The sequence below is a fragment of the Hyalangium versicolor genome (assembly GCF_020103695.1).
Lineage (GTDB): Bacteria > Myxococcota > Myxococcia > Myxococcales > Myxococcaceae > Hyalangium > Hyalangium versicolor.
In genome coordinates this window covers 136,323-152,041 of the sequence record NZ_JAHXBF010000003.1, presented here as the reverse complement: position 1 = coordinate 152,041, position 15,719 = coordinate 136,323, and the positions used below count along the sequence as shown (strand labels likewise).

General features: G+C 66.3%; 14 protein-coding genes. 1 reads left to right on the top strand and 13 read right to left on the bottom strand.

The features are described 5' to 3' along the window. Window positions 1–50: 50 nt before the first annotated feature. The 3 genes from KY501_RS07060 to KY501_RS07050 form a co-directional block, all read right to left on the bottom strand. On the bottom strand, window positions 51–1,049 hold the full coding sequence (locus KY501_RS07060) for a hypothetical protein (protein ID WP_224361855.1): 999 nt from the start codon (window positions 1,047–1,049) through the stop codon (window positions 51–53). Between the two features lie 18 nt (window positions 1,050–1,067). Continuing rightward, window positions 1,068–4,061, bottom strand: a complete 2,994-nt coding sequence (locus KY501_RS07055) for a serine/threonine-protein kinase (protein WP_224361853.1) — start codon at window positions 4,059–4,061, stop codon at window positions 1,068–1,070. Window positions 4,062–4,343: 282 nt separating this feature from the next. After that, a complete protein-coding gene (locus KY501_RS07050) occupies window positions 4,344–5,483 on the bottom strand; it encodes an acyl-CoA dehydrogenase family protein (RefSeq protein WP_224361852.1) in 1,140 nt (379 codons plus the stop codon). 76 nt (window positions 5,484–5,559) lie between these two features. Here KY501_RS07050 and KY501_RS07045 point away from each other — a divergent pair, with 76 nt between their 5' ends. After that, the gene (locus KY501_RS07045) at window positions 5,560–6,639 is read left to right on the top strand and encodes a hypothetical protein (protein WP_224361851.1); all 1,080 of its coding nucleotides are present in this window, start codon (window positions 5,560–5,562) and stop codon (window positions 6,637–6,639) included. Between the two features lie 945 nt (window positions 6,640–7,584). Here KY501_RS07045 and KY501_RS07040 read toward each other — a convergent pair. From KY501_RS07040 to KY501_RS06995, 10 genes are all read right to left on the bottom strand, one after another. Beyond that, entirely contained in the window at window positions 7,585–9,312 is a 1,728-nt protein-coding gene (locus KY501_RS07040; protein ID WP_224361850.1) for an AMP-binding protein, read from the bottom strand. 16 nt (window positions 9,313–9,328) lie between these two features. Then, entirely contained in the window at window positions 9,329–10,279 is a 951-nt protein-coding gene (locus KY501_RS07035) for an alpha/beta fold hydrolase (protein WP_224361849.1), read from the bottom strand. 14 nt (window positions 10,280–10,293) lie between these two features. Next, window positions 10,294–10,722, bottom strand: a complete 429-nt coding sequence (locus tag KY501_RS07030; protein WP_224361848.1) for an acyl-CoA thioesterase — start codon at window positions 10,720–10,722, stop codon at window positions 10,294–10,296. Window positions 10,723–10,747: 25 nt separating this feature from the next. Continuing rightward, complete coding sequence (locus KY501_RS07025) at window positions 10,748–11,119, bottom strand: holo-ACP synthase (RefSeq protein WP_224361847.1); 372 nt, start codon at window positions 11,117–11,119, stop codon at window positions 10,748–10,750. Continuing rightward, window positions 11,113–12,108 (bottom strand): ferritin-like domain-containing protein, encoded by a 996-nt coding sequence (locus KY501_RS07020; protein ID WP_224361846.1) that lies wholly within the window; start codon window positions 12,106–12,108, stop codon window positions 11,113–11,115. The genes KY501_RS07025 and KY501_RS07020 overlap by 7 nt, the downstream gene beginning before the upstream one ends. After that, window positions 12,105–12,401: a hypothetical protein gene (locus KY501_RS07015; RefSeq protein WP_224361845.1), complete on the bottom strand. Its 297-nt coding sequence runs from the start codon at window positions 12,399–12,401 to the stop codon at window positions 12,105–12,107. Before KY501_RS07015 ends, KY501_RS07020 begins: the two co-directional genes overlap by 4 nt. Window positions 12,402–12,649: 248 nt before the next feature. Further along, window positions 12,650–13,642, bottom strand: a complete 993-nt coding sequence (locus KY501_RS07010; RefSeq protein WP_224361843.1) for a ferritin-like domain-containing protein — start codon at window positions 13,640–13,642, stop codon at window positions 12,650–12,652. Then, a complete protein-coding gene (locus KY501_RS07005) occupies window positions 13,642–13,932 on the bottom strand; it encodes a hypothetical protein (protein ID WP_224361841.1) in 291 nt (96 codons plus the stop codon). Before KY501_RS07005 ends, KY501_RS07010 begins: the two co-directional genes overlap by 1 nt. A 142-nt stretch (window positions 13,933–14,074) precedes the next feature. Further along, window positions 14,075–15,250: a CaiB/BaiF CoA transferase family protein gene (locus KY501_RS07000; RefSeq protein WP_224361839.1), complete on the bottom strand. Its 1,176-nt coding sequence runs from the start codon at window positions 15,248–15,250 to the stop codon at window positions 14,075–14,077. Window positions 15,251–15,346: 96 nt separating this feature from the next. Further along, entirely contained in the window at window positions 15,347–15,673 is a 327-nt protein-coding gene (locus tag KY501_RS06995; RefSeq protein WP_224361837.1) for an SCP2 sterol-binding domain-containing protein, read from the bottom strand. Window positions 15,674–15,719: the final 46 nt, after the last annotated feature.

Below are 15,719 nucleotides of genomic sequence, written 5' to 3'. Positions count from 1 at the left end.
GCAGTTGTGGCATCCCGCGTCAAGGCAGGCATTCGGTTCATGGGGATACCTCAGTAGTGAAGGGTCATGACCGCGCCCTTCTGCTCACCGAGCAGGGGCGCGATGTTCAGTTGCCGCTCGTGCACGTCAGCAGTGACGTAACGAGTCTGCTCCTGATTGGCATACAGGAGGACCAATCCAGTGATGACCGCTGCACCGCTTGCGATATAGGCCCCTGTCGCGCCTCGCTGCATTTGGTCTCCGCGGACGCGAAGGGACGTGGTCTCGGAAGCGGGTACACAACCGCCGCACTCCCGAATGGCCCTATCGAACCGCCGGTGGCGATCATGAGCTTGGGTGTAGAGCCAGCCACCGCTCGCGGCGATGGCGGCGCTTCCTCCCAGCACAGCCCAGGGGACCCACCTGGGTAGCCAGCGATCGCTCATCTTCAGCTCGTCGTCGGTGTACAGATGAAGATTGACGGAGACACTTTCTCCCCGACGCAGAGAGCGTCTCCGGGTGTTCCACTCCGTGGAGTAGCCGTCCTTGACAGGAGTAAAGGTGTATTCCCCGGGAAGAACCCAGCGAGTGAAATGAGCAGATCCGTTGCATACCGTCTCTGTCCCCATCGTCACCGTGGCACCAGGCACATCACAGCGGATCTCCAACCGCGCGAGCTGCTGCTCGACGAGCTGCTTGAGCTGACGGGCTCGGGTGCGCTTCCCCTCATCGAGAGGCATGCCCTCGTAACGCAGCGCCGCCGTCAGATGCTCATGCAACTCCAGCGGCCGATCGAGGCTCTGCAGGGTCACGGCCAGGTTGTAGTGGACGGCGGGGTGATCCCAGTGCCGGAGCGCCTGCTGGTAGTTCTCCACTGCCTTGGAGAAGAGGCCGTTCCTCGAAAGTGTGTTGCCCTCATGAAAGAGCTTGATGGCAGCCTGCTGCTCCTCGGGCGAGACATTCCGAGCCCAGAGGCGCAAGTCCTCCACCACGAGTTCGGAGGACTGCGCGAGCCCGGGGGTCGCCCATAAGGCCAACAGGATCATGAGGGCCTGTACAAACCTGTTCATGGTCATCGGGGATGCCTCTCATTCCAATTCGGGCACGAGCTCACCGAGCTGCCTGTAGAGCTCGTTGATGCGTTCCTGATCTTCCTGCCGCTTCTTCTCGAGCTCAGCCGCGAGCCGGCGGGCCTCCTCCGCGGACAGACGCTCCTTCCATGCGTGGCGATCCGCTCTCTTCCTAGCGAGCTGGGCTCGTTCCTCCGCTGACCGGGCCTTCTCCAGTGCCTCGGACAGCTCCCCATTCGTGCGCTGAAGCCGGGCATAGGCCTGGGCCAGTTCCTCTCCGGCCTTCTTCGCTTCCTGCAAGGCCTTCTGGCGCTCCTCCTCCTTGGCCCGAAGCTCGGTGAGACTCTGCCGAGCCTGTCCCTCCGCTAGAACCGCCACCTCCGCGGAGGCTTGCGCCCGGCGCGCGTTCTCCTCGGAGGTTCGCTGCTCCTTGCGGATCACCGCCACCGCCACCGCCGAGGCGGCCACCAAGAGGCTCAGGAACACGATGGCGCCCACGGCCAGCGACCGCCTCCGGTGCGCGGCCCTCTCGGCCTGAGCGAACACGGCCTTGAGGAAGTCCTGCTGCAGCTTGGGGAGCTCGCCTCGGTAACGGCGCTGGAACCGGCGAGCCTCCTCCACCATCTCGCCGCGCCACAGCAGACCGCCATCCCGGCGCTTGGCCTGCCACTGCCGAGCCGCGTTGCGCAGCTGCTCCAGGAAGGCCGAGTCCTCCTGGCTCTCGTCCAGCCAGTGCTTGAGCGTGGGCCAGCCCTGGATGAGCGACTCGTGGACCAGCTCCACCGTCGCTCCCGTCGCGCCGCCTCCTGTCTGCACCACCAGCAGGCGCGCCTGGACGAGCTGGTCTGTCACTCGCTGGAGCTCGTGGGTGTCCTGCGAGAGCCCGTGCAGCTCCTCCAGGGTCACCAGGGCACGGGTGCGCTCGGGCGTCACCAGGCGCAGGAAGATCGCCCGCGCCAGGGCATGCCCCTGAGGAGAGAGGCCGTGCAGAACGCTGTCGGCGTGGCTGGCCAGCGCGCCAGCAATGCCGCCCATGGCGCGGTAGCTCTGCTCGGTGAACAGCTTCCTCGCCTGCTCCCTCCGGTCCCAGAGCTGGGTGGCCGCGAACTGGAGCAACGGCAACGCGCCCTGGGTGGACTCCAGGTGCTGGAGCATGCTCTCCACCATGTCCGGCGTCTCGAAGCGGTAGCCGGCCATCTCCGCCGGTTGCACCAGCGCGTCCTGGAGCCCCTCTCGCTGCGGCATGGCGAGGAAGAACAGGCCCTGGTTGAGCTCGGTCATGAAGCGCTCGTCCTCAGGCACCCGGTCCAGGAAGTCGGAGCGGAGCGAGAGCACGACGCGAATCGGCGAGGTGGCGTCATCCGCGAGGCCTGTCAGGCAGGCGGTGAAGGCCCGGCGCTCCTGGGCATCCGGAACGAGCGTGTAGAGCTCCTCGAACTGATCGACGAACAAGAGGACGCGCTGGCGCTGGCGGCGAGCACGGCCTCGCAGCACCGAACCCACAATGCCGGGCTCCTGTCGCAGGCGCTCGGCCAGCTTGTGGTGCTCCCGGAGTTCGTCGTTCAGCGACGAGGAGGACGTCACCAGCGGAGCGAGGAGATGGACCAAGGCGCCCAGCGGATCGCGCCCTGGGCGGACGACATGTGTCTCCCACGCCTCGCCGGAGCGCTTGAGCACCGGCACCAGCCCCGCGCGCACGAAGGAGGACTTCCCCGCGCCCGACGGGCCCACCACGGCCATCAGGGGACGATCTCTCAGCCGGCTCACCAGCGCGGCGATCTCCCGTGAGCGCCCGAAGAAACGATCCGCGTCCGCTTCCTGAAAGGAGCTGAGCCCGGCGTAGGGGCTCTCGTCCACGCGCAGCTCGCGGGTGTAACGGCCCGGCAGGAAGGGCTCCAGGGCCCGCAGCAGCGCGGGTGCATCCGGGAAGCGTTCCTCCTTGCGTTTGAGCAGGCAGCGATCGACTACGTCCGCCACCTCCGCCGGAACCTCCGGAGCCACGTCGCGCAAGCGCGGCATCGTCTCGTCGAGGAACGCCGTGATGGCGAGCTGCGGCCCGCGAAGTGGCTCCAGCGGGTGCCTGCCCGCGAGCATCCGGAACAGGATGATGCCCACGGCCCAGATGTCGGTCCGGTGATCGACCGGGACACCGTTCCCCCACTGCTCTGGGGACATATATGACAGCGTGCCCATGAGGGCGCCGTCATGAGTCAGGCTCGTGAGTTCCATCCCCGGCTCCACCACCGGGGCGCCTCCCACCACCTGAGCCGCACGAGACTTCATCCCCGGCGGGCTCTCGGGTACAGGCGAGGGATCCTGGAGCACCTTGGCGATGCCGAAGTCCAACACCTTGAGCGTGCCGGACTCCGTCACGAGGATGTTGTCGGGCTTGAGATCGCGGTGGACGATGCCCTCCGCATGAGCGCACGCGAGCGCTCGAACCACGGGCACCATCAGCTCCACGGCCCGCGCGGGCGGCAGGCGCTGTCCACCGACGAGCTTGTGCAGCGACTGGCCCTGCAGGAACTCGAGCACCATGAAGGGGCTGCCCTGGAACTCGCCCACTTCGTGGATGACGACGATGTTCTCGTGGCTGCACCGCGCGGTAGCCCGGGCCTCCAGAATGAAACGCCGGGTGATCTCCTGCGCCGTCGAGTGCAGGAACTTGATGGCCACGCGCCGGCCCAGCCGCAGATCGCGCGCGAGGAAGACGGTGCCCATCCCGCCGCTGCCCAGCTTGCGGATCAGCTCATACTGGTGGATGCGCGTGCCGGGCGCGGGCACTGCCCCCTGCGCGGAGGGTGCCGGGCTCTTGGATCCCGACAGGGACGCGCCTGTGTCTCTCGGCGCGCTGGAGCGTGACAGCGGCGGTGGGACGCTGGTGCTGGGAGTGAAGGCTGACGACGCTCCGATGGTGGCGGGACCTGGGCCCTCTGGAATGGCCAAGGCTCCGCCCTCCGCCTTGCTGACGGTAAGAGGCCGCAGGCCGGCCCCTGCTTCGCTCTGGTTCATGTTCTGGTCTTGTCCAACCGGCTGCGGCTACGAGCCGGGCTCCGTGGCGATCGCATCAAGAGCGCTCGGTTCCCCCCCCGAGTGTCTCCGAGCCCACCGCTCTCCAGATCACCATCCACCATCGTCTCCGACCACGGCCGGAGACAGGCAGGACTTGTAGTTAATAACGGGATCTCCCGGCGGAAGTGGGCTGCCCTCCAGGGCGACACGCACGTCGCCGGGACAACCCACCGTCTCCTCGGGAGCCGGAACTTCCGCGATTGGACAGAACCGCCCTACACGTCAGAAGCCGTACAGCTTGGAGATGATCTCCTTCATGATCTCCGAGGTACCGCCACCGATGGTGATGAGCCGCACGTCGCGCCACGCCCGCGCGATGTGCGTCTCCTCGATGTAGCCCATGCCTCCGAAGAACTGCTGGCAGTCGTAGGCCACCTTCTGCGCCAGATCCCCGGCGAACAGCTTCGCCATGGAGATCTCCTTCACCGGGTTCTCCTTCTGCTCGAACAGCGCCACCGCGTGGTACGTCAGCCGCTTGGCCGCCTCGATCGCCGTCAGGTGCTCCACGAACTTGTGCCGCCACACCTGGAACTTGATCAGCGGCCGCCCGAACGCCTCGCGCTCGTTGCCGTAGCGCAGCGAGTCCTCCACCATCCGCTCCATCCCTCCCACCGTCGAGATGGCTCCCACCAGGCGCTCGCCCTGGAAGTTCGTCATGATGCTGTAGAAGCCCTCGTTCTCCTCGCCCAGCACGTAGCGCCGAGGGATCCGGCAGTCCTCGAAGTACAGGATCGCCGTGTCCGAGGACAGGTTGCCCACCTTGTCGAGCTTCTTCGACACCGAGAAGCCCTTCACGTCCGTCGGGAACGTCACCAGCGAGATGCCACCGTACCCGGCCTCGCCCGTGCGCACGCCCAGCGTGATGAAGTCCGCCCGCGTGCCGTTGGTGATCCACATCTTCGAGCCGTTGATGACGTAGTCGTCGCCGTCGATGCGCGCCGTCGTCTTCATGTTCGCCACGTCCGAGCCCACGCCCGGCTCGCTCACTCCCAGCGCGGCGATCTTCTCGCCCTTGAGCGCCGGCTCGAGGAACTCGCGCTTCTGCTCGTCCGTGCCGATCTCGTTGATGATGGGCGTGGCCATCTGGCTCTGCACCATGAGCGCCATGTTCACGCCCGCGTTCCGGCTGTACGTCAGCTCCTCGCAGAACGCGGTGACGAACCAGTAGTCCAGGCCGCTGCCGCCGTACTTCGGATCGTGGTTGATGCCCAGGAAGCCCAGCTCCCCCGCCTTCTTGAAGATCTCCCGAGGGAAGATGCCCGCCCGGTCCCACTCCAGGGCGTAAGGCGTGAGCTCCTTCTCGACCCAGGCTCGCACCGTCTTGCGGAAAGCCTCATGCTCTGCGGTGAAGGGGTTGACCATGGTCGCTCCTCTTGAAGATTGATTCTTCAGTCAATATCAGGCGCATCGTAGGTGAACAAGCGCCCATCCCCGGCCCATGCTCCTCCCTGGCTCGCTCCTGCTCCTCGGCCTCGTTGCCGCCGCTCCTGCGGCTCCTTCCTCCACCGCCGAGCAGCTCCGCGCGGTGTGCCGCACCGAAGGTGCCCGCCCTGAAAACCCCTGGGCCCTGGCGCATGGAATCACCCTCGAAGGCCGAGGCTTCCGGGCAAGTGATAGGCGGCTCGCCGCGGAGGTGATCGTCGCGGACTTCCTGCGGAGGGAGGAGGGCTCGACGGGCCGAGGGCTGTACTTCGAGCCCTTCACCTCGGAGGGCACGCCCGTGGAACCGCATCCGGCCCTCCAGGTGAAGACGCTGGTGCTAGCGGGCATTCCCATGAGCCGGAAGTTCCAGGCTTCCTGGGGTCCGGTGACACTGGGCGCGCTCGTGGAGGACCTCGAGCGAGACTTCCGCCCGGAGTTGGCAAGCTCGCCGGAGGGGGCCTGGGCGCTGGATGCACTGGGCCACGTGCTCGCACCGGGAGCGTCCTTCCGCAACACCGCGGGAGAGACCGTGCGCTTCGATGCGGTAATGGACGAGGCACTCGCAACCCTGGAGCGCGCTCACGCGGAGCTGGCAGCAGGCATGAAGGCCGGACTCCCCCAGGTGCCCAAGCAGAAGCAGGGCATCTATATGCACCCCTGCGGGGGGCTCCACTTCTTCCAGGCCGTGGCGAGCTGGGCGCGTCACCCCTCGGTTCGCAAGGCCTGGGGCGAGCGCCTGGACACACAGGTGGACGTCCTCATCTACCGGCTGGGCTCCGAGGCCCGGCAGTACGAGGCGGCCCTGGCGGAGGCGCCCCAGTACCGGCTCCCCCTGCTCTCCCAGTCCCTCAAGTTCTACGGCCACTTCCTGGAGACGCTCGGCAGGTACCGGCGAGAGAACGGCTGGAGCCCCACGCCCCGGCAGCAGCAAGCCGTGACGCGAGCACACCAACTCCTCGAAGCCACGGTCCGCAGGCTCGGAGAGGCTGGAGCCTTTCGCGACCTGGAGACGATCGCGAAGCAGCAGCCCCAGCTCTACCTGGACCTTGTTGGCGACGCGTGCCACGCGGCGCATGGGCTCGCGGAGTGGAAATAAGGAGGTGCATGGGTTGCGCTGCGACGGGCTCTCACCCGTGCGAAGCGCACCGGAGCAGTCTCACTTCCTGCACTGCCCCGTCACCGTGTCGCATGTACGTCCCGGACTACACTGCGCGGCCCCGGCACACTTCGGCGTGCACACCTTGTCCAGATCGGAGCACACCAGCTCAGTAGGACCTCCCTCTACATTGCACAGCGCATTCGTGGAGCACTGACACACCTTGCGGGAGTCGGACGTGCTGATCACCACACACGTCTTCGCAGTGACCGGACAGTCCACACTACCCGTGCACGTGTGCACGCAGACCTTCGCCGTGGGATGGCAAATCTCCCCCTCGATACAGTCCGCATCGAGTGTACAGGTCAAGCTCCCCGCCTTCTCTTCGCATTGTCCTGTCGCCGTGTCGCACGTACGTCCCAAGCTACAGTCCGCATCCTTGGTACACTTCGGCGTGCACACATCGTCCAGGTTGGAGCACACGAGCTGGGTAGTGCCTCCCTCTGCGTTGCACAGCGCATCCGTGGCGCACTGACACACCTTCCGGGTGTCCGTGGTGCTGAGCGCCGTGCACGTCTTCGCGCTGCTCGGACAGTCCGCGCTTCCCACGCATGTCTGTACGCAGACCTTCGCGGTGGGATGGCAAATCTCCGAGAGGACGCAGTCACGATCGGTGGCACAGGTCAGGATCGGTGCTGCCTCGGTCACGCACTGCCCCGTCTCTGTATTGCACTCCTGCCCCGCCGCGCAGTCCGCATCCTTTGTGCAGGAGTCGTCCTCGTCAGTCTTGCCGCACCCTGCCATCACCAGACCCGTCACGGCCAGCAGCCACACGATCTTCCAAGACTTCATGTTGTATCCCCCCTCTGGGCTCACAGACATCGTTTGCGAGCCCGCAGCTATCACACATCCATGGATGGAAGAGAGCCTGGAGCGCTACCAGGCTCAGCCCCGCTTCGCTCCGCGGACCACCGACTCGAGCGCCGCGCGCCCGGACTGGAGCCACCGGCTGCCGCGCTTCCGTGCCTCGAGCAGCGAGCCATAGAAGAGCCGCTGGGCGCGCATCCGCAACAGGTCCGCACGCAGTTCCATCGGAGTGGCGACGCGGATCCGTCCCTGCTGGTACGCCTCCGTCATGGCCCGGCGCTGGAGCTTGCCGCTGCTCGTCTTCAGGATCTGCCCGTAGCGGATGAACAGCACATCCTCCTGCGCCACCGTCACGCCCACCGCCTCCAGGATCTTCTCGGCCACCTTCCGCTGATTCTCGGCCCGCCGCTCCAGCACTCCTGGATGGCTGACCTCGGCCAGCACCACCACCCGCCCCTGCGCCTGGATGATCACGGACCTCCCGGGACGAATGAACGGCAGCCGCTCGACGGCCTGCTCGAAGTCGCTGGAGAAGTAGCTCTGCCCGTTGATCTTGATCCGATCGTTGACGCGGCCCGTGATGAACAGCTCGCCATCGTGCAGGAACCCCAGATCCCCCGTGGGGTAATAGCCGTCCGCGTTCCGCAGCGGCCGCTCGTCCTGGTAGTACGTGGCCGCGAGGCTGCCACCCCTCAGTTCGATCTCACCCAGCTCCCCGTCTCGGCAGGGCCGCCCATCCTCGGTGCGCAACCGGAGTTCGAATTCCTGCAGCAACCGCCCGACCGAGATCGCAGGCTGTCCATTGGGCGCGGTGACCACCCGCCAGGCCTCGTCACAGGCCACGCAGGACACCATCAACACCGCCTCGGCCATGCCGTAGCAGGGCTTGATCACCGTCGGTTTCAGCCCGCGAGGCTGCAGCAGCTCGGTGAAGCGCTCCAGGTTGGGGATGTTGATGGGCTCGCTGCCCAGATAGATCGTCCGCAAAGCCGACAGATCCAACCGCTCGAGATCCTCTGCATCCAGCTCGCGCATCGTCTTCAATGCATAGTCGATGGCGAAATTCGGGATGACGGAGAGCGTGGCCCGGCGCTCGGACATGAACTCCAGGAAGCCCAGCGGATCCATGAGGAAGGTGGATGGCTGCGTCACATAGACGTCGTTGCCCATGGACACGCACGTCAACAGGCCGATCAGTCCCATGTCGTGGTACAGCGGCAGCCATATGACCCCGCGATCCTCCGCGGTCCGCCCGTCGTGCTGGGTGATCATCCGCAGGTTGGCCAGCAGGTTGCGCTGGGTGATCGGCACCCCCTTGGGGAACGACGTCGAACCGGATGAGAACTGCACGAAGGCCAGCTCGTCCGGGTCCACCTCGCGCAGGTGCGCGCCCGCGATCTTCGCCCCCGCGGGAGGCAGCGGCACCCGGTGCAGGGACAGCTCCACGCTGCCCATGCTCGGCACATCCACCACCCGCTGGGCTCGATAGCGCTCGGAGATCCGCCCCAGGAACTCGCGGTAGCTCTGCCGGGGCGTACTGAAGATGTAGGGCTTCACCGACAGCGGGATCGCCCCCACCTCCATCAGCCCGAACAGGGAGAAGAACGCGCCCTCTCCGGTCTCGAAGGGCAGGATGACATGCTCACCACGCTGGATGCCCTGCGCCCGGAAGTGCTCCGCGTATGCCGCCACCCGCGCCGGAAATTCGGCGTAGGGCAGCAGCGCAGGAGGACTGAAGAAGTCCTCGACCAGATGCACGCCGCGCTGGCCGTCCATCTCTCCCAACCGCTGAATGACACCGAGCATCGTCCCCCCCGCTCCGTCAGGCCGTGCCCGAATGGGCACGCATCCACTCGTGAACCCGCGGGAGGACCTCCGCCAGCGCCCGTCTGCCGCGAATGATGTCGAAGTGGCCGAAGTCGCTCCCGAAACCGTGCGAGCGACCGCAGATGACGAATGTCTTGTCCGTGCTGCCCAGCTTCCCCACGAGTTTCTCGGCCCGGCGCGGAGAGGCATGGAAGACATCCGCCTCCCCCACCCCCGCGAACACCGGGATCGTCACCTTCCCCAAGGCCTGCCAGTAGTCCGTGCTCCCATCCATGCTGCGGAACGCCCCCGTGGAGGCCCACTCGGCGAACTGCTTCATGAGCGCGGCGGGCTCGTCCGACGGGCCCTGCTTGAGCGCCTTGGCCGGGAAACGGCCGAACAGCCCAGCCACCACGCTGGAGAAGCGCAGCATCACCGCCTTCTTCAACCCGCCATCGCTGTAGTCATTCACGGCGGCAGACAGCGTGCACACTCCACTCAGCATGCTCTGGGCATCCGAGTGGAGCCCCAACCCGGCGAACGCCGCGTATCCGGCCATGCTGTGCGCCAGCAGGAAGAGCGGCCCGGTGTGCCGCGCCCGCACGGCGCGCACCAGATCCGGGATGTCATTCTGGGCGTAGGCGTCGAAGCTCCAGTCCCACGCCCGCTTCTCGGGCCACTTGCTGCCTCCATGGCCTCGCAGCTCCGCGATGTACACGGTGCAGCCTTGATCGATGAAGTAGCGCGCCGGCCCGTCGCCGCTCGAGCCCAGGAAGAAGCGCCCGTCGGAGAACACCCCATGCAGGCACAGGATCCCCGGGGCTCCCGCGCCCGCGGCGCCGGTGCTCACCTGTACCACGTGAAGTTGGTGACCTCCGCTGGTGGGAACCCACCACTCGTCCCGGACCAGGGACGAGGACGCAGGCGTGGAGGGAGTGGAACTCTCAGAGAGGGACTGAGTCGTCATGTCGAGACCTCTGCTCAGGAAGCGGGTTTGCGAGCGGTGGCGAGGAAGTCCTGGACCGAGCATAGCGACCGATCGGCCGCGCTGACGAATGCCGCTTGAACCTGCGCATCCACCGCCACCTGCCGACCGGAGTCCACGAGGATCTGTTGGTGGAACCGCGCCCGGTAGTGGACCGCGTCCCCATCCTCGAGTTCCTCCGCGGTCGGCTCCTGCAGGACCGTGCGGACCACCACCTCCTGCGGGGCGATCTCCCGGCGGTAGTCGATCTCGATGCGCATGGTGACGGCGATGACGTTTCCGCCGCGCCGCAGCGCGTGCTGTTCCATCCACGCCCAGCGTCCGGCTTCCAGGTACTCCAGGGCGGTGGCGTTGTTCACGTGGCCGAGGCTGTCCAGATCGTTGGGCCGCACCCTCAGCGTGAGGAACGATTCTTCGAGTCGCAAAGCAGGAGACTCCGGCGAGGAAGGTTCAAGAGCGCGCGGTGGCCGCGACGATGACCACCGTGGAGACGAAACCGCCACTGTGGGAGATGGAGAGCAGCGTCTCCCAACCGTGACGCTCCATGTGCTCGCGCAGGGCGCCATGGAAGCGGAAGCGCGGAGCGTGCCGCGCGTCGTGGTGCAACTCGGCATCCGTCCAGAACCAGCCCCCGATGGGGGGCAACGCCTTGAAGAGCGCTTCCTTGACGGAGAAGCCCGCCGCCAGGCTCTCCACTGGAGAGGGGCTCGTGCGGAAACGCTCCGTCTCCGCCTCGGTGAAGAAGACGCCGGGCTCCCACAGGCCCTCCCGGCCATTCAGCTCGTGGAGGGCCTGCAGATCGTGGCCGAGCCCGATCAGCACCCCACCAGCTCCATCCACTTGTCCTCGACCTCTTCGGCCGAGGAGACGGTGATGCCGGTGATGCGCTTGAGCGCGTTGAAGATCAGCGTCTCCTTCTTGTCGATCGCGTCCGGCGAGTACATGCCCTCGCGGTACTCGAGGTGATCCCACCAGTTGACGTGCGTGTCCCGCTGCTCCACGCGCTGGCGCTTGCTGCCGTGCACCTCGCCGCCGTCACGCAGGAAGAAGTGGGCCACCGCGAATGCCTCCTTGGCGGCGTACTCTCCGCTGTCCACCAGGGCCTTGGCGAACGCGACGAAGTAGTTCATGTGCTGGATCTCGTCCGCGGCCACCTGCTTGAACAGGGCCTTGAGGCCGGGCTCCTGGATGACTCGCGCGCAGTTGCCGTAGTTCACCGCGGCGACGATCTCCGAGATCGACAGCAGCGTCAGCGTGCGGAGCATGTCGTCATCCGGGAAGATCTTCCGGAACTCGATGAACGTGTCATCCGAGACGCGCTCCAGCCCGAACAGGTTGGCCAGCCGGTTGAAGCTCGTCTCATGATGAGCTTCCTCCTCGTTCCAGTAGCGGCTCCACGTGCCGCACGCCTGCATGATGGCGGAGAGCACGTCGTTCTTGCCCTGCCACCGGCGGCACTCGGCGTCCGCCTGCCGCGTCAGCCGGTCCGCGCCCGGCTTGGTGGTGAGCTCGGCGCGGCCCGCGTTCCACACCAGCAGCCGGTCCGACTGCGTCACGCCTTCCACGTCGATGGCCGCCAGCATCTCCATCACGCTCCAGCGCCGCGACTCGTGCAGGCGCTGCTGCTCCCAGGTGATGTCCACCAGGGTGCGGCCCTCCTGCGTGAAGGCCTTGTAGAGGTCCGCGACGATGAAGGGCTTGCCCGAATCGCGCGCGCCCTCGTCCGCCAGCCCCGACGTCTCCAGTTGCTGCCGGGCCACCGGGGGCTGCTGGGAAGCCCCCGCCTCGATGAGCGGGTTCACCGTCTTCATGCAGCCCTCCCCTGCTGGCGCTCCACTTCCTGGAGGAACACCTCGAGGACCTTGGAGATCGGCGTATCCAGCGCGAGCGCGGGCAGGCGGATCCGGATGCCGTGCTCCTTGCGCAGGGCATTGGCGGTCCGTGCAAAGGACTCCATCAGGTCCACACTGTTGGTCATCCGCTCGGAGCGGGAGATGATCGCCGCCAACGTCAGATCGGGCCCGAAGACCTCCTCGACGGACAGGCCTACGTTCTCGCAGAACTTCTTCTGGATGTACGCTCCCAACTCACCGGTGTCGGTCATCGGCTCCTCGCGTTCTTCGAGCCCGCAGCGGCGAAGTCGGGTTCTCTCCGCCGATGTGGGCTCTCATCCACCACGGAGAAGGGAGCCACCTCATGTGATCCGAGGAATGGCTGACTGTCCGGACCATACGTATGCATGGCCGGCCAGCGTGAACCCAACCCTTCCCCCTGACTGCCTGGCAGCTAACGCTGAATGACGCGACATTTCAATACAGCACTTCATGGAAATTGAGAGAACCTGTGAGGTCGTTAGTCACCCACGAGGTCCATCCAGACATCCTCAACCTCCTGGGGCGAGGAGCAGGAGATACCGGTAATCCGTTTGAGGGCATGCAGGATGAGGGTGCGCTTGCGTTCGAGGGCCTCGGGAGCCGCCGCGGCCTTACCGGCACCGTCCTCCAGGTGATCCCACCAATTGGTGTGGGTACCCCTGTATTCGACGTGCGCTCGCGAGCTGCCGTAGAGCTCTCCTCCCTCGCGAAGGAAGAGGTGGGCCACGGCGAAGGACTCCTTGGGGGCATAGGCCCCGCTGTCGGCCAGCGCCTTGGCGAAGGAGATGAAGTACTGCATGTGCTGCACTTCGTCCGCACCCACCTGCTTGATCAGCATCCTCAGGCTGGGATCGCGGACGTGGCGCGCGTACTGGCCGTAGTTGACCGCGGCGATGCCCTCCGAGAACGAGAGCATCGTCAGCGTCCTCAGCAGGTCGTCATCCGGGAAGACCTTGCGGTAGTCGATGACCGAGGCGTCGCTGAGCGGCTCGAAGCCCAGCTGAAGGGCCAGTTGGGAGAAGCCCATCTCGTGATGGGACTCCTCCTCGTTCCAGTAGCGGCTCCACGAGCCGAGCGCCTGGATGACGGAGGCCAGGGCGTCGTCCTTGCCCTGCCACCGGCGGCACTCGACGTCCGCCAGGCGGGCCATGCGATCGGCGCTGGGCTTGGCGGTCATCTCCGCGCGGCCGGCGCTCCAGACGACGAAGCGATCCAGATCCGTGAGGTTCTCCGGGCGGACGGACTCCACCAGCTCGACGGCGTTCCAGCGCCGGGACTCGTGGAAGCGGTGCTGCTCCCAGAGGATGTCCACCAGCGTGCGGCGCTCCTCGCGGAAGGCCCGGTAGAGCTCGGGAATCACCGTAGGCCGACGGCGCTCGGAGAGGCCCGGCCCTGACTCGGAGAGCCCGCTCAGCTCGAAGAGGCGAGACTCGCCCGCGGTCGACACCTCCTGGAAGAAGGCAGCTCCCATCAGGCGGCCCTCCCCTGCCGACACTCCTGCGCGAACAGCTCGACCACTTGGGAGATGCGCGTCTCCAGCGAGAGCGCCGGCAGCCGGACCCGGAGGCCGTACTGCTTGCGAAGCGCGTTCGAGGACTTCGCGAACGCCTCCATGAGATCCACGCTGTTCTTCAGGCGCGCCGAGCGGGTGATCACTTCAGCCAGCGAGAGGTCTTGCCCAAAGAGTTCCTCCGGCTGCAGTCCTACATTTTCGGAGAACTTCCGACAGATGAAGTCTTTCAGATCCTCGAGCTCGACCATGGGGGGGGTTCCTCTCGGAAGCAGCAGCTACAACCCTGTAGCTTCCGCCAATTACGGAGGAATGCCAAGATTCTGCCCACCTCATGGGTTCACAGGAGGATATCCGCCCCAAAGAGTCATGAAGAAAATGACCCCACCCGAGTCACTTGTGACCCAGAGCCTGGATCTGCTCGGGCGAGAAGCCCGCCTCGGTGAGGATCTCCCGCGAGTGCTGTCCCAGGTCCGGGGGAGGCCGCAGCGGGTTGTCGCCCATGCGCAGCGGGGTGAGCAGGTGTGTCACCTTGCGGCCGCGCTGAGCATCCTCCACCTCGACGAAGAGGCCTCGGGCGCGGTGCTGCGGATCGGCGAGCACCTCGTCTCCCTCCAGCACGGGCTCGATGCACAGGTCCGAGCCCTCCAGCAGTTGCTGCCAGTGTGACAGCGGCTGCTCGGCGAAGATGCGCGCCAGCTCCGCCTTCGCGCGCTCGGCGCCCGCGCCCAGATCGTATCCCGCCTCGAGCAGATCCATTCGCCCGAGCCGCTCGCACAGGCCGGCGAAGAACTTGGGCTCCAGCGAGCCCACGGCCAGCCACCGATCGTCCTGGGTGCGGTAGAGCCCGTAGCAGGCATAGCCTCCGTTGAGCGCCTCGCGCCCGCGTTGAAGCGGCTGTCCCTGATCGCCCATGGCCAACCGCGCGGCCAGGTGCATGTGCAGGAAGGCCATGGAGCCCTCCGTCATGGACACATCCACGAAGCGGCCCTTTCCGGTGCGCTCGCGCTCGTGCAGCGCCGCGAGGATGCCCACCAGGGCGAAGAGGCTGCCGCCGCCGATGTCGCCGATCTGCACGCCGGGGAAGGCCGGAGTTCCTCCCGCCACGCCGCCGTAGCCCAGCGCTCCGGCTCGGGCGATGTAGTTGATGTCATGTCCGGCCTTGAGCCGATCCGGCCCCGTCTGCCCGTACCCGGAGATGGCGCAGTAGATGAGGCGCGGGTTCTCGGCACGCAGCACGGCCTCGCCCACCCCGAGCTTGTCCATGACACCGGGCCGGAAGCTCTCCACCAGCACGTCGTAGCCCCGCACCAAGCGCTTGAGCGCGTCACGGCCCTCGGGGGACTTGAGGTTGAGCGTGATCGAGCGCTTGTTGCGATTGAGCCCGTAGAAGAGCGCGCTCTCGCCGTCGCGCAGGGGCGGCATCTGGCGGATGTAGTCCCCGCCCTCGGGCTCCTCCAGCTTGTCCACGCTGGCGCCCAGGTCCGCGAGGACGAGCGTGGCATACGGCCCCGGCAGCAGGCGGGAGAGATCCAGCACCTTCAGTCCGGCAAGGGGGAGCGTGTTCATGGGAGCGGGCAGTCCAGACGACAGCGGCGCGGCCCCCAGTGGGAGTCGCGCCGCGGTGGAGGGCGCCATCGTGGGCGCCTCGAACAGGAGCTTCGGTTACGCGAGCAGCTTGGCCAGCTTCATCGCCAGGCCCATGTCCATGGGCTTGAACTTGAGCTTGCCCTGCATGGCCGCCATCTGGGGGTTGAGCTGCTTCTGACGGATCTTCACGAAGTCGTCGTTGGTGCAGGTGATGGTCATCTTCGGAGTACCGGTAGCTCCGGTGGAGACCCAATCCGCGGACTTGGTGAGGTCCAACGTCCACTTGCCACCGTTGTCACCGGTAATGTCGAAGTGGATGACCGAGTTGATGTCCTTGGCCAACTCCGGCTTCTGCTTGAGCACGCCAGGGATTTCTGTCTCGAGGATGTCCTTCGCCGTCATGGTCGCTCCTGGTTTTCGATTGACGAATCAACGACGGTCGGACCGT